Source organism: Amycolatopsis sp. A1MSW2902, from assembly GCF_017312175.1.
GTDB lineage: Bacteria > Actinomycetota > Actinomycetes > Mycobacteriales > Pseudonocardiaceae > Amycolatopsis > Amycolatopsis nivea.
The window spans coordinates 6,496,838-6,512,923 of sequence record NZ_QJPO01000001.1 but is presented as its reverse complement, the minus strand read 5'-3'; the positions used below and the strand labels follow the sequence as shown (position 1 = coordinate 6,512,923).

Annotated in this window: 16 protein-coding genes; 3 read left to right on the top strand and 13 right to left on the bottom strand. The window is 69.9% G+C overall.

Annotated features, from left to right (window positions below):
• Positions 1–43: 43 nt before the first annotated feature.
• From DMP23_RS29985 to DMP23_RS29965, 5 genes are all read right to left on the bottom strand, one after another.
• Positions 44–274: a hypothetical protein gene (locus tag DMP23_RS29985; protein ID WP_037816197.1), complete on the bottom strand. Its 231-nt coding sequence runs from the start codon at positions 272–274 to the stop codon at positions 44–46.
• A complete protein-coding gene (locus tag DMP23_RS29980; RefSeq protein WP_337823194.1) occupies positions 267–1,565 on the bottom strand; it encodes a PspC domain-containing protein in 1,299 nt (432 codons plus the stop codon). The genes DMP23_RS29985 and DMP23_RS29980 overlap by 8 nt, the downstream gene beginning before the upstream one ends.
• Before the next feature lie 353 nt (positions 1,566–1,918).
• Positions 1,919–2,470 carry a DUF3558 family protein gene (locus tag DMP23_RS29975; RefSeq protein WP_081684976.1) on the bottom strand — a complete coding sequence of 184 codons (552 nt, stop codon included), beginning with the start codon at positions 2,468–2,470 and terminating at the stop codon, positions 1,919–1,921.
• The gene (locus tag DMP23_RS29970) at positions 2,470–2,964 is read right to left on the bottom strand and encodes a hypothetical protein (protein ID WP_037816195.1); all 495 of its coding nucleotides are present in this window, start codon (positions 2,962–2,964) and stop codon (positions 2,470–2,472) included. Before DMP23_RS29970 ends, DMP23_RS29975 begins: the two co-directional genes overlap by 1 nt.
• A gap of 83 nt (positions 2,965–3,047) precedes the next feature.
• Positions 3,048–4,505 carry a hypothetical protein gene (locus tag DMP23_RS29965; RefSeq protein WP_337823193.1) on the bottom strand — a complete coding sequence of 486 codons (1,458 nt, stop codon included), beginning with the start codon at positions 4,503–4,505 and terminating at the stop codon, positions 3,048–3,050.
• 155 nt (positions 4,506–4,660) lie between these two features.
• On the opposite strand from DMP23_RS29965, the gene DMP23_RS29960 reads away from it, so the two are divergent.
• Entirely contained in the window at positions 4,661–6,019 is a 1,359-nt protein-coding gene (locus tag DMP23_RS29960) for an ATP-binding protein (protein WP_442893149.1), read from the top strand.
• Positions 6,016–6,732: a response regulator gene (locus tag DMP23_RS29955; protein WP_107051117.1), complete on the top strand. Its 717-nt coding sequence runs from the start codon at positions 6,016–6,018 to the stop codon at positions 6,730–6,732. The genes DMP23_RS29960 and DMP23_RS29955 overlap by 4 nt, the downstream gene beginning before the upstream one ends.
• Here the strand turns inward: DMP23_RS29955 and DMP23_RS29950 are convergent.
• Complete coding sequence (locus tag DMP23_RS29950; RefSeq protein WP_337823192.1) at positions 6,729–7,637, bottom strand: DMT family transporter; 909 nt, start codon at positions 7,635–7,637, stop codon at positions 6,729–6,731. The two genes, DMP23_RS29955 and DMP23_RS29950, sit on opposite strands and share 4 nt — an antisense overlap.
• 104 nt (positions 7,638–7,741) lie before the next feature.
• Between DMP23_RS29950 and DMP23_RS29945 the strand changes: the two genes are divergently transcribed.
• Positions 7,742–8,644: a LysR family transcriptional regulator gene (locus DMP23_RS29945; RefSeq protein ID WP_037816192.1), complete on the top strand. Its 903-nt coding sequence runs from the start codon at positions 7,742–7,744 to the stop codon at positions 8,642–8,644.
• Positions 8,645–8,651: 7 nt separating this feature from the next.
• On the opposite strand, the gene DMP23_RS29940 is transcribed toward DMP23_RS29945, so the two are convergent.
• From DMP23_RS29940 to DMP23_RS29910, 7 genes are all read right to left on the bottom strand, one after another.
• Positions 8,652–9,785, bottom strand: a complete 1,134-nt coding sequence (locus tag DMP23_RS29940) for a serine/threonine-protein kinase (protein ID WP_337823191.1) — start codon at positions 9,783–9,785, stop codon at positions 8,652–8,654.
• Between the two features lie 13 nt (positions 9,786–9,798).
• Positions 9,799–11,442 carry a serine/threonine-protein kinase gene (locus tag DMP23_RS29935; protein WP_337823190.1) on the bottom strand — a complete coding sequence of 548 codons (1,644 nt, stop codon included), beginning with the start codon at positions 11,440–11,442 and terminating at the stop codon, positions 9,799–9,801.
• A 212-nt stretch (positions 11,443–11,654) separates the two neighbouring features.
• Complete coding sequence (locus DMP23_RS29930; RefSeq protein WP_037816189.1) at positions 11,655–12,554, bottom strand: hypothetical protein; 900 nt, start codon at positions 12,552–12,554, stop codon at positions 11,655–11,657.
• Positions 12,555–12,806: 252 nt separating this feature from the next.
• The gene (locus DMP23_RS29925; protein WP_337823189.1) at positions 12,807–14,474 is read right to left on the bottom strand and encodes a hypothetical protein; all 1,668 of its coding nucleotides are present in this window, start codon (positions 14,472–14,474) and stop codon (positions 12,807–12,809) included.
• Positions 14,475–14,821: 347 nt separating this feature from the next.
• Positions 14,822–15,127, bottom strand: a complete 306-nt coding sequence (locus DMP23_RS29920; protein WP_337823188.1) for a hypothetical protein — start codon at positions 15,125–15,127, stop codon at positions 14,822–14,824.
• 57 nt (positions 15,128–15,184) lie between these two features.
• Positions 15,185–15,481: a chorismate mutase gene (locus DMP23_RS29915; protein ID WP_009072470.1), complete on the bottom strand. Its 297-nt coding sequence runs from the start codon at positions 15,479–15,481 to the stop codon at positions 15,185–15,187.
• Positions 15,482–15,643: 162 nt separating this feature from the next.
• Positions 15,644–16,078 carry a DUF1707 SHOCT-like domain-containing protein gene (locus DMP23_RS29910; protein ID WP_037816186.1) on the bottom strand — a complete coding sequence of 145 codons (435 nt, stop codon included), beginning with the start codon at positions 16,076–16,078 and terminating at the stop codon, positions 15,644–15,646.
• Positions 16,079–16,086 lie beyond the last annotated feature (8 nt).

Sequence of the window (16,086 nt, the reverse complement as noted above, 5' to 3'; positions counted from 1 at the left end):
AAAAAACGGGGCCCGGAAATGTCCGGGCCCCGTTTTTTGTGTCTCAGGGCCGTCGTTTGCGGAACGACGCGCCGAGCATCAGGATCCCGCAGAACACCGCGCCGCCCGCGATGATCCAGCGGAAGTCGAAGGTCGGCAGCCAGCTCGAGCCGTCGGTGAGGACGTAGCCGGACACGAGCAGCGTCGCGACCCCGACGACCAGCGTGATCCAGTCGACCCCGCGGCGGCGAGCCGGGGCTTCGGGCTCGTCGTAGGAGTAAGGGTTCTCAGCCACGGCGCACCTCCACCTGGCCCACGCCGTTGGTGACGTGGAGCGTGATCTTCTGTCCGCCGACGTTGTCGTCGCCGTTGTCGGTCCCGGTGATAGCCGGCTGGCCGACGCCGTTGGACGTGCGGTTCAGGCAGTCGACCTCACCGGCGCTGTTCTCGCAGGTGAACGTCACGTCCGCGGTGCGGGGCACGATGACCTCGGTGTTTCCGGCGCCGTTGGAGACCGTGGTGGTGATCGGCTCGCTCGCGGCCAGCTGGGTCAGATCGATCTTCATGTTGCCCGCGGTGTGCCGGTAGACGGGCTGCAGTTCGGCCACCGTATGCGGAGTGGCGGACAGGTCGCCGACGCCGCCGCGCACGTCGAGGTTGTCGAACGTGCTGGTCGTGAGCACCATCCCGGCGACCGACAGCGGAATCGCGAGCCCGATCAGACCGCGTGCGCCGCGAGCGAACGCCCCCGCCACGAGCCCGACCCCCAGCACGGCGAGCGTCATGCCGATGATGTGCCGCAGCGAGAACCAGTCGAACCCGTTCAGCGCGAGCGCGACGCCGATGCCGGCCACGATCACCGCGACCCCGAACGTGGCAGCCCCGATCTTGGACCGCCGCCGCGGCGGCCGGTGCTGGTAGTTGTTGTAGTCGTCAGCCGGAGACGGCGGCGGCGGCGGTGGCGGCGCCGCCGGATCGGGCAAATCCCAGCCCGCCGGGTCGGCGGCCAGCGGATCCCAGCCCGGTGCCGCCGCCGCGGGAGTCGGGGTGTCGCTGTTCATCGTGAAAGCTCCGGTTCCGGAAGCGGTTCCGTCCGCCGCGAACGCGACGACCGGCGCCGGTCGGTTGTCCTGCCCGCGGGTGCGATGCAGGAGATAAAGGCACGTGGCGAGCAACGCGAACCCGATCAGGCCGCCGCCGTCGAACCAGCCGCCGCCGAACGTCCACCCGACAACCGGAATCACCGCGACCGTGAGCACGGCCGCGAAGGCCTTCGTCATGCTCGACTGCCCGCGCCCGATCAACGCCTCGAAGCCGGAAACCTCGTCGCCCTCGGAGGGGAAGAACAGCCAGCCGAGCAGGTAAAGCACCAGCCCGAACCCCCCGAAAACGGTCGCCGCCGCCAACGCGACCCGAATCACCACCGGGTCGATCCCGTAGCGATCCCCCAGCCCAGCCGCGACCCCAGCAACCTTCCGACCCGAGTGCGGCCGCCGAGGCCTGCTGGCCCAGAAGTCCTTGACGGTCTCCTCGAACCCGTTCAGGGGGTTCGTACGGGGAGGCCGCACGTCGTTCGCACCACTCATGCTTCACAGCATGGTCGATGGAGGGTGGCGGCACATCGGGGAAGGTCCCTGAGGTTATCCCCGAGATGCGGCCCTGGCGTGGGGCTCGTTCCGGCTGAGGACTGTCGTCGCACTGCTGTGGGCCTGCTCTTCGAGCAGGCTTCGGTAACGGGAGCAGCGGCTTCAGCTTGCTGGCCGAGTCTTCCGCGGTCTGACACGAGATAGCGGTGTCCGTACCACGGATTACGTCGAGCATCGCCGGGGTTCCGGATGTTGTCCGTGTACTGCTGACCTTATTAGAGAAGAAGTCCTATGGTGGCCAACTTTGCCGTTGACGAAGGTCGGCGACTCGTACGGCTTTTAGCGCGGCGAGATCAGCCTTTCGGAAGAAGGGGATCTAGCTTGACCGCTAGGTCTCGGGCCGCCGCACATGCTACGTCGGTGTCACTGCCGTTTGTGACATCGATGAGCGCGCGAGAGTTGGTCGCGACAGCCAGCTTGATCACACATGATCCACTTGAACCGATTGGCTGGCGCTCCTCGATTAAGGGGCGGCCGTTGACGTTGCCGGCGTGCGCCTTGCTGGGGTCGGCAACGTTGTCGGTGTAGCGCTGACCGGCCTGCAAAGTGAGCCCGATGACGCCAGCGTCCGGTCCGTCGCCTGGCTTCTTGGACACGCAAGAGCGCTGTGAATCGGCGACCGAGGGGGTCGCTTTGGGAAAACCTCGGCCAGCCAGGATTTGATCCAGCAGCGCGCACTGGTTCCTCGCGGCAAAAGGATTTTCAGAAGAGGCAGGCGGTGCGGCGGTCGGAGGGGGTGCTTGGCTTGTTCCGGCGGTCCCGTCGACGGTCTTGTCGCACGCGGTCAGCATCACCGTGGCCGCGCCGAGCAGGAGCAGGGTTTTCGGGACTCGCGATGCGATCATCAGTTGTCAATTTTCTTGTTGATCTGATCGAATGACTTCTTGTGAGTGTGGTCGGTTTCGCGGTAATTTTTGCGCGCGATGGCGAGAGCGTCTCTGGCGGTTTCAATGGCATCCCGCATGAGGACAAGGTTAGGCAGCATTGCGTCGCCGCCTACGGCTGCTACTTCGACATTGAACCCTGCTACCAAGGTCGCGTATGGCGAGCTGCCCATTTTGGCGAACTCGGTGAGGAGGGTCAGGTCGTGGATCATCGTCTTGTAGCCGTCGAGGAAAAAATTGCAGGCCTTCATGTAGGCGTTGAACCCGGCCTCGTTGACCGCGAACGAGCCGTTTTGGGCCAACGTTTTCAGCGTGTTCCCGGCCTCGCGCATCTTCTCCGCGGCTTCGTGGCTCCCAGGGCCCTCAGTGAGTCCCGCTAAGAAGGCGTTGCCCGCTGTGTCGGCCGCGGAAGAGTTTCCAGAGAGCGGCTCCGGGTTTACTTCGATTCCTGACATCAGCTGCTCCTGTGTCTACGTATGCGCTCGAGATGCGAAGGCCCTGGCGCGGCGAAGGACATCCGCGCGTCTGGCAGCTGGAATCAGCCGCCGAGAACCGGGGGAGTGATCTTCTCCCCGTCCGGCCCACGTTCTGGCTTGACCTCGAAGACCTCGTCCGGATCGACCTGTGTCGGGATCTTGTTCTTGTGTTCCTTGTCCTCTTCCTTCTTCTTCCCGGCACCTGCCGCACCGGCGCCAGCACCTCCGGCACCCGGCTTTCCGCCCTTTCCAGCGCTCGCAGCAGCAGTAGCGCCGCGCTCAAGCCGCTCAGCCGCGCCCTTGCCGCCGGACTCGCCTGGCTTCCCGGAGCCGCCCGAACCAGCGCCGCCGGTCACGCGGCCACCGGCGCCACCTCGACCAGCGCCGCCTGACCGGCTGCGCGGCGTGTCCTCGCCGGAGCCGGAGTTCCCGCCGCCGCCACCGCCCAAAGCGAGCCCTTCCGGAGAAAACCGGCCGCCGATGTTCGGCGTGGTCCGCAGGCTGTTCCCGCCCCCTGACACCGCGGGGTTGCTGAGCGGCCCGGTGCCGGTGTTGATTCCCGGTCCGGGGCTGTAAGGAATGCCCGGGGAATTGCCTCCGCCTGGCGGGAAGGAGTTGACCGGAGGGGGACCGCTCAGCGGCGGGTTTGTTCCCGTGAACCCGGTCCCGGGTCCACCGGTCACCGGTCCACCCGAACCCGGCCCGGTGTAAGGACCGCTCGAAGTCCCGCCGGACACAGTCACCGGCGCGGCACTGCTCGCATGAGTGCTGTCGTTGTTCATCTGCGGCGGCGGAGAGTAAACCGGCTGCGTAGTCGACGTCTCGTGATACGTCGTGTCCAGCCCGTGCATCACCTGGACCGCCTGCTGGTGCGCCGCGTCAGCCTGCTGCTGCTTGGCCGCCACGTCGCCCATCGCGATCACGCCCTGCAGCGGGTTGCCGTTCTGGAACTGCTCGGTCGCCTTGGCCATCTCGGCCTTCTGGTCGAACCCCGTCGGCTCCGGCATGTTCTTGTGCGCGTAATCGGCCGCCGCGGACTGCTGGGAGTAGCGGTTCGACACCAGTTGCATCGCGCTGCCGGTTTTTTCCGTGTGGTCCGCCGTGCTCTGGAAGAACGAATGCGCTTGCGTCGCGGCCGTGCCCTGCCATTCGGCACCCGCGGTGTCGGCCGCGTTGCGGAACTCGTTGGACGCGTCCGCGAGCCAGTTGCCGTAGACGTTCGTCACGCGGCTGCGGTCGTTGATTCCCTCGAAGTCCAGGCCCTCGTTGACCATTTTGTGCAGGTCTTCGTGGCTGTACGACGCATAATTCGCGTCCGGCGCGGGCGCGTCCCCGCGGGTTTGCTGGCCCTGGAGCAGCTGCTGGCCCTGCTGGACCGAGTACTGCGAGGCATTCCGTTCAGTCGCGCTGCGCGTCTCCGGCGAGTCCTCGCCGGCTGCGAAGATCTGGTTCACGTTCTGCGTCCGGGCGTAGTAATCGCCTGCGGACTCGACGTGTTCCGCGCGATGCTGCTCGGTCATCCGGCCTCCCCGCCCCGTGTACGCACTGTGATCGCTCGCCCCCTGCATCGTACCGAGTCCCGGGAGGCGGCAGGGAGGTTCGCGGAATTTCCTCACCGGCGGCCATCTGGGGGAGTGGATCAGGGCCTTCCCCGATGTCCGGGCCGCTCCCGCGTGTGACGATGGGACTCGTGCAGGACTTTCTCGACATCAGTGCCCCGGGGCGGGTTTCCTCGACCGCCGAGGAGCCCTCGGCACTCGTGTCCGCCCAGGCGATGGAGGTCGCCGAACCCGAATCGCGGCCCAAGATGTACCGGCGGCGCTCCGGGCGGGCCGTCGCGGGCGTCGCGAGCGGGCTCGCCGATCACCTCGGGGTTCCGGTCGTCTGGGTCCGCGTCGTGTTCGCGTTGCTGGCCGCGCTCAACGGGGCCGGCCTGCTCGCCTACGGCCTGCTCTGGGTGTTCGTCCCGCAGAGCGCCGAGGAAACCGAAACCGCGCCCAAGGCCCGCGACCGCCAGCAGGCGTACGGGCTGATCGCGCTCGGCATCGGGCTCGCGATCGCCAGCAGCACGCTCACCGGTGCCATCCGCGGCTGGGTCGCGGTGCCGCTCGCGCTCGCCGCGCTCGGTGCGGCGGTCGTCTGGCGGGAGGCGGACGAGTCGCAGCGGCGGCGCTGGCGCGTCGGGGCCCGCGACGGGCTGGTCGGCGAGGGCGGCAGGCTCGCGGCGTTCGTCCGGATCCTCGCCGGGGTCGCGTTGGTCGCCACCGGCATCGGCTTCGTCGTGTTCGCCAGCGGCGACTTCGACCAGGTCAAATTCGCCCTGATCGCGGTGCTCGCGACGCTGATCGGCGTCGCCGTGCTCACCGTCCCGTTCTGGCTGCGGCTGGTCCGCGACCTCGGCGAGGAACGCCAGGCCCGCATCCGCACCGACGAACGCGCTGAAATCGCCGCGCACCTGCACGACTCCGTCCTGCAGACCCTCGCGCTGATCCAGCGCCAGGCCGACCAGCCCGCCGAGGTCGCGCGCCTGGCCCGCGGCCAGGAACGCGAGCTGCGCGGCTGGCTGTACGGCCCCGGCGGCTACGGCAAACCCAGCGACAAGCGGACCAAGGAAGAGGAAGAAGGCACCCGCCAGCAGCTGTCCGAGGCGCTGGCCGCGGCGTGCGGCGAGGTCGAGGACCAGTTCGCGATCTCGGTCGGCCAGGTCGTGGTCGGCGACGCCGAGCTGAACCCGCCGCTCACCGCGCTGGTGCAGGCCGCGCGCGAGGCGATCGTCAACGCGGCCAAGCACGCAGGCGTCGCCGAGGTCAGCGTGTTCGCCGAGGTCGAACCCACCGAGGTCACCGTGTTCGTGCGCGACCGCGGCAAAGGCTTCGACCCGGACGTCGTGCCCGCCGACCGGCACGGCCTCGCCGACTCGATCCGCGGCCGGATGGAACGCCACGGCGGCACCTGCAAGCTGCGCACCGCACCCGGCGAAGGCACCGAAGTCCAGCTCGCCATGCCGGTGAAGGCGGCCAAAGGGGTGGCATGACCTCGCTATGCTCGGGGGCAGGCGAAGCGAGGGAGTGGGCAGTCGTGACGGAAAGCCAGCGGGAACCGGTCAAGGTCTTCCTCGTGGACGACCACGCGTTGTTCCGCGCGGGAGTGCGCACGGAACTCGATTCGATCACCGACGAGGTGCAGGTGGTCGGCGAGGCCGGGTCGGTCGCGGAAGCGGTCGCCGGCATCGCGCGCACGCGTCCGCAGGTCGTGCTGCTCGACGTCCACATGCCCGACGGCGGCGGCGCCGAGGTGCTCCGCCGCGTGCGCCCGGAGCTGCCGGACGTCGTGTTCCTCGCGCTTTCGGTCTCCGACGCCGCCGAGGACGTCATCGCGGTGATCCGCGCCGGCGCGCGCGGGTACGTCACCAAGACGATCTCGTCGAAGGAACTGGTCCGCGCGGTGGTCCGGGTGGCCGACGGCGACGCGGTGTTTTCCCCGCGCCTGGCCGGTTTCGTCCTCGACGCCTTCGCCGACCGTCCCGGGTCCGCGCCGATCAACGACCCCGAACTGGACCTGCTCACCCCGCGCGAGCGCGACGTCCTGCGCCTGCTCGCCCGCGGTTACGCGTACAAGGAAATCGCGTCCGAGCTGTTCATCTCGGTGAAGACGGTCGAGACGCACGTGTCGAGCGTCCTGCGCAAGACCCAGCTGTCGAACCGTTACGAGCTCTCCCGCTGGGCCTCGGACCGCCGTCTCGTCTAGGCCGGAGTCAGTTCTTCTTCCGGGGTCACGGCCGGTTTGCGCTGCAACCGCGTCAGCGCGACGCCGAGCAGCACCACGACCATGCCCGCGATCACGCGCAGGTTCAGCTGCTCGTGCAGGAAAACCGCGCCCAGCAGCACCGACACCACCGGCAGCAGATAGCCGACCACCGACGCGGCCACCGCGCCTTCGCTCGCCAGCAGCTGGTAGTTGAGCGCGAACGCGATCCCGGTCGAGCCGAGGCCGAGGACCACCACCGCGATCAGCGCGACCGGGCTCAGGTGCACCGGCGTCAGCCCGCCGAACGGCATGGCCAGCACCAGGAAACCCGTGGCCAGCAGCATCTGCCCGGCCGCGATCGCGTACGGCGAGGAGCCGGTGTTCGACAGGTACCGGCCTTCGTAGACGAACGCGAACCCGTAGCTCGCCGCCGCGGCGAGGCACGCCAGCGCACCCCAGCTGAGCAGTCCGGACGCCTGCCACGGCGCGAAGATCAGCAGAATCCCGCCGAGCCCGATCACCAGACCGGCGATCCGAGTGGCGGTCATCCGGTTCGAGACCCCGAGGAACGGGGCCGCCACGAGCACCCAGAGCGGAGTGGTCGAGTTCAGCACCCCGGTGATGCCGGAGTCCACGGTGGTCTCGCCGACCGCGAAAAGCAGGAACGGCAACGCATTGTGGAAGAACGCCGCGACGAGCAGATGCCCCCACGTGCTCCGTCGCGACGGCAGGCTCCGCCGCCCGATCAGGCACAACGCCAGCAGCACCACGGCGCCCAGCACGAGCCGCGCGAGCACCAGCTGCACCGGGGAAAGCGCTTCAAGCCCGAGCTTGATCCAGAAAAAACTCGATCCCCACATCAACGCGAGCGCCGCGATCCTCAGCAGCGTCTTCGACTCGCCCACCCCAGGTTCCTCCTTTGCATCGCTAGCCAGCTTCGCCGCGGCAAGGTGTAAGGACAAGCGAAAATAACTGCAGGGACAATTAAGCAAAGCTGTAGGATCGAGCCATGCTCGATGTACGGCGCATGCAGGTGCTGCGCGCGGTGATCACGAGCGGTTCGATCACTGCCGCGGCGAGGAATCTCGGCTACACGCCGTCGGCGATCAGCCAGCAGCTGGCGGTGCTCGAACGCGAAGCGGGCACGCCGTTGCTGGAACGCGTCGGCCGCGGCGTCCAGCCGACCCCGGCCGGGACGTTGCTGTCCGAACACGCCGAGACGCTCAGCGCGGAGCTGGCCCGAGCCGAGGCCGCGCTCACCGAGCTGAAGGAAGGCCGCACCGGCAAGCTCGCCATCCGGTACTTCGCCACCGCGGGCGCGACGATGGTGCCGTACGCGGTGGCCGCGCTGCGCCGCGAACACCCCGGCGTGTGGCTCGATCTCAAGCTCATCGACCCGGGCGATCCGCTCACCGAGGTCGAGGAAGGCCGTGCTGACCTGGCGATCATCGTGTATCCGCGGCCGTCGGAGCCGGGCCGTGGCATCGAGCTGGTGCCGCTGCTGGACGACCCGTACCGTGCGGTCCTGCCGCGGGCGCACCGGCTGGCTCGCAAACGCGTCCTCGACCTCACCGACCTCGCCGAGGAACCGTGGGTCGGCGTCGACCCGATCCCCGGCGCCTGCCGCGCGATCCTGGAAGGCGCCTGCGCGTCGGCCGGGTTCCATCCGAACGTCGTGGTCGAGTCCGAGGACTATCCGTCGGCGCAAGGGTTCATCGCCGCCGGGCTCGGCGTCGGGCTGGTGCCGGAGCTGGGGCTAGGCACTCCGCATCCGGGAGTGGTCGTGCGCCGGGTCCGCAATCCGCAGCCGAGCAGGCACATTCACGCGGCAGTGGCCGCACGGGTCGCGGGCAGCCCGGCCGTACAGACGTTCCTCGAAGCCATGCAAGAGGCGACCGAGAACGTCGCCTGACATCGGCTCAGACGAACAGCAGCTGCGAAACGCCGATCCCGATCAGGATCGCGCACAGGATCGCCGCGACGGTGAGGATGATCCGCCGCCGCGCCGCCGCCTTCTCCCGAACAGCCTGCGCGGACGCGGCCTGCTGCGCCGGAGTGGGCGTGTACCGGGCGGTCGGCTGCTGCATCGTCTGCTGCTGCATTGGCTGCGCCGGCGCGGGAGCCTGCGGCACCTGCTGGACCGGAAGCTGCATCAGCGGAGCCGATTGCTGCGGCTGTTGTTGCGGCAGAATTTGCTGGGTCGGCTCCGGGACATTGGGCGGCTGCACGGGCAGCGGCCGCGACGCCGGAAGCGTCGGCAACGCGGGCGCGGTCGGCGGGATGAACGCGGTCTGCTCGCGTCCGACGGTGATCGCCTTCAACGCGTGCACGGTGTCGTCCATGGTCGGCCGGGCAGCCGGGTCGGCGCGCAGCATCTTCTGCAACGCCCCGGCGAGCGGGCCGGCGTTCTCCGGCGGTCGTTCCGGGGACTGGCCGTCGTCACCGAACGGCGGCACGCCCTCGACCGCCGTGTACAGCGTCGCGCCCAGCGAGAAAACGTCTGCAGCTGCAGACGGAGGCGCGCCGCGCGTGACCTCAGGCGCTCGGTAAGCGGCGTGCGGACCGCCGCCGGTGATGCCGATGTCGGTCAGCTTGACGCTGCCGTCGTCCGCGAGCAGCACCGTGTTCGGTTCGAGCGTGCGGTGGACGATGCCCGCCGAGTGAATCGACGCCATCGCGTCGCCGAGTTGGATGCCCAGGAACGCGGCCTGCTCCGGAGTGAGGCGGCCGTGCTCGGCGAGGAAAACCGACATCCCGCGCGACGGGATGTACTCCATGACCAGCCACACGTCCTGGCCGTCGGGCAGCACGTCGTACACCGTGATCGCGCACGGATGATCGATCCGCGCCGCGGCCTTGCCCTCTTCCATCGCCATCGCGCGCGCCTGTTCGGCACGGTCCGGCGGCAGGCCGACGGGCAGGTACATGCGTTTGACGGCGACGGTCCGGAACAGCCGCGTGTCGAACGCGAGCCACACAATGCCCGCGCGTCCGCGCCCGATCGGCTGGTCGAGCCGGTACCGCTCGCCGACGATGCTGCCTTCTGAACTCAATGCTGTCCCTGAATCATCCGCCGCTGGCCGAGCTTGCCGTCGTCGGTGCCGACGTTGCCGTTTCCTTCGAGCTTGTCGGCTTGTCCGGCGTGCTCTCCCGCGTCTTCGACTGTTCCTGCGTCGGAGTGTCCTCCGCAGAAGTGGTCCGCCGCGAGTGCCGCGTCGACTGGGTCTCGCGGGTCGCGCTTTCCCGGGAAGACGTAGGCGGGGACGTAGTGGTTGCTTCCGAAGGCGGCTGTGTGACGGACGTCGGGGCGACCGCGGACGACGAAACGGGCGGCGCGGGCTGCGAAGCGTCCGGCGGATTGCCCGGAGTCAGCAGCCACACGCCGAGCGCGACCAGGCCGACGACCACGACGCCGCCGATGATCGCGGGCTTCTTCCACGCGCCGGGCTTCTCGTCCTCGTCGTCCTCGGGCGCGGTCTGCACGCGGGTCCGCGGCGCGGGGTCCTCGTCGTACGGATCGTCCTCGTAGTGGTCCGGCACCGGCACCGCGCGGGTGGCGGCGAGGCCGTTGCGGCTCGGGTCGCCGTAGAGCGGCGGCTCCTGGTGGTAGCCGTCCTGGTGGTAACCGCGGTCGTCGTAGTCGTCTTCCGGGTAGCCGGAGCCCGGCGGGTACGGGTCCTCGTCGTAGTACTGCTGCGCGCTCGGGTCGTACTGCTGGGTGACGCCCGGGTCGTCGAGCAGCGTGCCGGAGTGGCCGGCCTGCTCGTCGTCCGGATGCAGCAGACCAGCGGCTGCCGCGCCACCGGCTGCACCGAGCGCCGCCGCGCCGAGAGTGCCCGAGGACGAGGCCATCATCGTGTCGGCGTCCGGACCGCCGAGCGGGGTCTCGCCGCGCGCGACCGCGGCCAGCAGTTCCTCGCATTCGTCGGCGGTGGGCCGGTGCTGGGTCTCCGGGTGCAGCAGCACCGCGAGCACGCTCGCCAGCGGACCGGACTGCCGCGGCGGGTTGATCTGCCCCGCGGCGACCGCGTGCAGCAGGCTCAGCGTGTTCTCGGACAGGCCGAACGGCGGCTGTCCCTCGCAGGCGGCGTACAGCGTCGAGCCGAGCGAGAAGACGTCCGACTCGGGGCCGGGGTCGCCGCCGATCGCGACCTCGGGGGCCAGGTAGGCGGGGGTGCCCGCGATCATCCCGGTCTTGGTGACCGTGACGTCGTCCTTGGCCCGCGAGATGCCGAAGTCGGTGATCTTCACCGTGCCGTTGCCCGCGAGCAGGATGTTGCCCGGCTTGATGTCGCGGTGCACGATGCCGACCGCGTGCGCCTCGCGCAGGGCGGCGGCGATCTGCGCGCCGATCCGGGCGACCTCCATCGGCGGCAGGGTGCCCTTTTCCTGCAGCACCTGCGCCAGGCTGGTGGACGCCAGGTATTCCATGATCAGGCAGGGCTGGCCGTTGTCGTCGGTGACGACGTCGAACACGGTGATCGCGTTCGGGTGGTGCAGCCGGGCGGCGATCCGGCCTTCGCGCATGGTGCGCTGCCGGGCGTCCTCCGCCTCGTGGTTCTCCAGCCCGGGCTGGAGAAGAAGTTGCTTGATGGCGACCGTACGGCCCAGCACCTCGTCGTGGGCGCGCCAGACGGCCCCCATCGCGCCGGAACCGATTTTCCCGACGATCCGGTACCGGTCGGCGACCAGACGACCCTCGTCGCTCACGCGACCTCCCTTTGGGGCTCCGACTTCCCGGGGCGGGACTGTTCTACCCCAAAGGGGTGAGTTCGAACCCGCCGCAGCACCGGAGCGTAGGCACCTGCTGTGGACCGTGTGCCGGTTTTGCCGAGACCGACCCGTGACAAGGCTAGGCGCTCACTCTGCGCACACGCACGCGGCACACTTCGGCCGACCCGGCACAACCACGTTCGCGCAGGTCAGGAGTAGACCGCGGACAGGACGCGGGCCTGCGAGATCACATCCTGCTCGACGACGTCGAACAATTGGGTCACGCGCAAGAGGGTTCCGTCGGCCTGGTGGACCAGCGCCACGGCGAAGACCGAACCGTCGTCCTGGACGTGCAGTTCCTGGACGTCGATCGAGTCGGCCCCGCTCCACGCGCGGACCAGATCGCCGGTTTCGCCGCGCGCGGCGCTTGGGCTGAGCAGCGAAAGCGCGTTCTCCGGCTGGTGGTCGATCGAGGCGTAGAACTTGCGCACCGCTTCGAGCTTCACCGGATCCGGCGCGGCCGCCGACGACGTGGCGGACTTCTTGTGCGATTCCGCCGAGGGGGCGGTGCTCGAGGAGGCAGACGACGAAGTGCCGGACGTGGTTTCCGGAGTCGTGGCGCCCGAGTTCGACGGCGTGGTGGCCGTGGAGCCGGTGTGCTGGGACTGCGTCGTGCTTTCGCTCTGCCCCGACGTCGTGCCGCCGGACGAGTGGACCTTGCGCTGCTGCGGCACGGCTTGTCCGCCGAGCGCTGCCGCGCCGCTGAACCCGGCGGGCATCGCGGCTCCTCCGGCGACCGGCACGGTGGGCCGAGGGCCGCCGCTGAGCAGCGAGGCGGTGACGACGGCGCCGGCGACGAGCGCGCCCGCTCCGACGAGCCCGGCCAGCTTCGCGCGGCGGGCGAGCTTGCTTTCGGGCTCTTCGACGGGTTCCGCGGCCTGGGCGACCGGGCGGCGGGTGCGCGGCGGCAGGTACTTCTGCGGTTCGCGGAACACCTGCTCGAGATATTCGCGGTCGGCCTCGGCCACGTCCTCGAGCAGTTCCGGCGGGATCACGTCCTCGACGCGCACGGCGTCGGGTTCTCGCCGGGTTCGCTGCCGTTCAAGCACGAAAGTCCTCGCTCTGGGGGTTCGGGGCGGGACACGACACGGTGGCGGTGTCCCCGGGGCGGTCCGAGGCGATTCGTGGTCGGCCCGGACCTCGTAGTCGCCAGGTAACCCTGTGCCGACCGGCTGCCGCCAGACTCCGTCGCCGGAATGCCGCCGTCGTACGACGAACGGCAGCTTATGTCACCCAACCGGACGAGGGAACAACCGCTCACCGCACCGCACGTGCATCGGCATTTGCAGACAGTGTGCTGATCAGCGCCCGTCGTCGGTGATCTTGCCGTTGTCGTCGAAGGTGAGCGTCTGCTGCTCGGTGCTCTTGCTGCCGTCCTGGTGCGTGACCTCGACCGTGTTCACCGTGGTGCCGTGCTGCGGGTCGATGGTGACCTTCTTGACCTCGAAGTACGCGACGTCGGCGTAGCGCTTGCGCAGCCCCTGCGGGCCCTGCTGCTTGAGGTCGCCGGACGTGACCGACGAGGCCTCCGACGGGTCAGTTGTGACGTTGTTGAAGAACTTCTCCGAGTTGTTCCCCATCGTGTCCGCGTCGCCGGCGGTGAAGACCGGCGGTCCTTTCGTTTCCCGCTCAGCGGGAGTGACCGGCGGCTTCTGCGGCGGCTCGCTGGACGAGGGCGAGTCCGTGGTGGTCGGCGCGGACGTGCTGCTGCCGGTGCCGGTGCCGGGGCCCGCCGACGTGGTCACGCCTGCCGAACTGCTGCTCGCGGAACTGTTCGGCCCGGAGCCCTGCTGCGGATGCGTGCCGTTGTCCGAGGTGACGCCGTCCGGGCTGGTGCTGGAGTCGCTGCGCGGGACGCTGCCGCCGACCCCGCCGTGCTGCCCGTTCGGGATGAGCGCGCTGAGGTTCGGGTTGCCGCCGTTCTGCCTGCCGGGCCAGCCACCGCCGCCGACCGCGTCGGTCGTCGTGGTGGTGGGCCCGCCGACCAGGAACGTCCCGGCGAACAGCAGTCCGACGACCACCGCGCCGGACGCGCCGGTGGCGAACCACGCGGCCTTGCGCCAGGTCTTCGGCGGGGTGACCGACGCGGGCACCGAGCCGAGATCGAACGTGCCGAGGCCGTCCAGCAGCGGCGCGGCGTACACGCGCACCTCGTCGTCCTGCTGCTCTTGGCTCTCCCGCGCCGAGACGGCCGGTTCGCCGAGCGTGACGCGCTGGCGCCGGGGCGGTTCCTCCGCGACCGGGTTCAGCTCGACCCGTTCGCGGGGGCTTTCCGGCCGGTTGGCCAGCGCGGCGGACGTGGTGGCGACGCGTTCCTGCCGGGTGCGCCGGGTCGGCTGGGGGAGTGCGCTTTCCGGCGGGGCGAAGGCGCGGTGCTCCTCGGGGATCCGGTCCTGCGGGGGAGCGAAAGCGGCGCGGGATTCGGGCTGACGGGCCAGCGGGGCCGCGACCTGCTGGTCTTGGGGAGCGGCTGGCTGGGCGGCGGTCGGGCGGCCGCGGGGTTCGGACGGCTGTCCGGGGAAAGCAGCGGTCTGGCGGGGTTCGGCCAGCCGGTCCGGGGCGGAGGCCTGGCGGCGCGGGGGTTCGACGGGGGCGCGGCGATCGCTCGTCGCCCGGCGGCGCTGCGGCTGCGGCAACGGCGGTTCGCCGATCGGCAACGTGCCGCTCGCGGTGGGGAAGACCGGCTGGTTGGGGGCCGGGCGGTTCCCGTCGTCGGGCACGCGGTTCGCGCGCGGGGCCGGTGCGCCGCGCAGCCGCGGGTTCTCGCTGCCTCGCTGCACCGGAGCGCCGTCGACGGCAGGCACGGCACCGGTGCGGTGCCGGTGATGTCCGGCGGTGCGGGGCGGCACCACCGGGGTCCAGGTGCCGTCGGCGCGGACGCGGTGCCGTCCGGGAACGGTGACCTCGGCGTCCGACACCGCGCCGGGACGGTCCGCGTGCCGCCGACCGCCCATCGTGTTTCCCGTCATGCCGGTCCGACCCCTCCGCGAGGGGGGCGTGACGGCGCCGGAGCGGTCGTCAACCCGAACGGAGCAGGGACGAGGAGAACGACGCTTGCGTCCACACTTGCGAACTCCCGCGCAAATGCACGCGCACGCGGAGAACGGCGCGCGGAGCCGCAGCTCCCGCGCGTCCTCCGGGCATAGCCCGGCATAGACGCCAGGGTCCTCACGGACTTCACAGTAGGAAACCGGCAGGCGAATGTCTTCACCCATCCTGCAACTTGCACCGGTTTCACTCGACCGGGCGCGCCCGAACGGGCGGCACGTCACGCAGCGCAGCGTCCCGCCCGGCGTTTGCCCAGTTCGGGGGCTGGTCAGCCGCCGCTGCGGTACTTCGCCTGCGTGGACTGGAGGGCCTTCATCGACGTCGCGCCGCTACCGACCGCGATGACGATGGCGAGAACGTCCAGCACGACGTTGCCGGAAGTGAGCAGCCACGCGAACAGCGAGGCCGCCGTGGTGCCGCCGGCCAGAGCCCAGCGGCTGCGCACGTACTGCGCCACCGGGGCCCCGCCCGCCCGCTTGCCCGCCGCGTTGTTCAGCAGCGCCAGGTAGCCGACGTGGCCGAGGGCCGCCAGCACGCTCGCGATCGCGATGATGACGGCGATGAGGTTAATCATGTGTCCAGTCTGCCCGGTTTCCCTGCCGCGCGAATCGGGGATGCCCCGGATACCGGGTCAGCGGCCCAGCCTGCCGCGCCCGAGGTTCAGCAGCAGCATCGCCAGCTGACGGCCCTCCGGACCCAGTTCGCGGTAGCGCGCCAGCACGTCCATCTCGCGGTTGTAGACGATTTTCGTGCCGCCCGCGGCCATCCGGGCCGCGCCGATGGTCTTCGACACCTCGACCCGGCGCTTCACGAGCCTGAGGATTTCGGAGTCGAGCCAGTCGATCTCCTCGCGAAGCGACGAGATGTCCTCGCCCGCCGGGGTGTGCTCGGCGGGCTGTCCGTCGGCGTTCTGCGTCTGCGCGTTCATCGGGACCTCTCTGAAGTCCGGACTCCCTGTCCCAGGGACGGCGAAAGCCCCGGGTCCAGTGGACTCCGGGGCTGCGGGTGATGGCGGGTGGGGCACTACGCGATCACGGGAGCCGGAGTCCGGGTCCCGTAAAAAAATCGCTCGCTGCTGTGCCGCACGGATTCAGTATGGCACAGGCGCGCCCGGCCGCCCGCGGAACGCCCGCACCCGCGCGTGCAGCACCAGGCTGATGAACAGCCAGAACAACGGCATCGCCGGCCAGAAGAAGAACGCGCCGCCGATCGCCCAGCGGACGATCAGCAAGGTCGCGAGCACGGCGACGATGCCGAGGTGGACGCGCAGCGCAGGATGTTCGCGCAGCGCGGCCCGGGTCAGCGGCCAGCCGCCGCCGCGCGGCCGGGCAGGAGCCGGCCGGGGGAGATCGGCGGTGAGTTCGCCGAGTTCGTCGGTGTAGCGGGTGGCGTAGACCGTGCGCAGCCGCTCTTCCACCTCTTCGAGAGTGAGCCGTCCGTCGGAACCGGCGGCCTGGATGGTCTCGGCGACGCGCTCGCGATCGCCGTCGGAAGCCCTCAGCCGGGCGGGAATCTTGTCGTCCATGCCATTCG

What these genes read in the sequence shown, in the direction of transcription:
- DMP23_RS29965 (WP_337823193.1), bottom strand. Translation starts at nt 4,505, where the DNA reads ATGACCGAGCAGCATCGCGCGGAACACGTCGAGTCCGCAGGCGATTAC.
- DMP23_RS29915 (WP_009072470.1), bottom strand. Translation starts at nt 15,481, where the DNA reads ATGAACGCGCAGACGCAGAACGCCGACGGACAGCCCGCCGAGCACACC.
- DMP23_RS29980 (WP_337823194.1), bottom strand. Translation starts at nt 1,565, where the DNA reads ATGAGTGGTGCGAACGACGTGCGGCCTCCCCGTACGAACCCCCTGAAC.
- DMP23_RS29945 (WP_037816192.1), top strand. Translation starts at nt 7,742, where the DNA reads ATGCTCGATGTACGGCGCATGCAGGTGCTGCGCGCGGTGATCACGAGC.
- DMP23_RS29920 (WP_337823188.1), bottom strand. Translation starts at nt 15,127, where the DNA reads ATGATTAACCTCATCGCCGTCATCATCGCGATCGCGAGCGTGCTGGCG.
- DMP23_RS29910 (WP_037816186.1), bottom strand. Translation starts at nt 16,078, where the DNA reads ATGGACGACAAGATTCCCGCCCGGCTGAGGGCTTCCGACGGCGATCGC.
- DMP23_RS29955 (WP_107051117.1), top strand. Translation starts at nt 6,016, where the DNA reads ATGACCTCGCTATGCTCGGGGGCAGGCGAAGCGAGGGAGTGGGCAGTC.
- DMP23_RS29970 (WP_037816195.1), bottom strand. Translation starts at nt 2,964, where the DNA reads ATGTCAGGAATCGAAGTAAACCCGGAGCCGCTCTCTGGAAACTCTTCC.
- DMP23_RS29925 (WP_337823189.1), bottom strand. Translation starts at nt 14,474, where the DNA reads ATGACGGGAAACACGATGGGCGGTCGGCGGCACGCGGACCGTCCCGGC.
- DMP23_RS29975 (WP_081684976.1), bottom strand. Translation starts at nt 2,470, where the DNA reads ATGATCGCATCGCGAGTCCCGAAAACCCTGCTCCTGCTCGGCGCGGCC.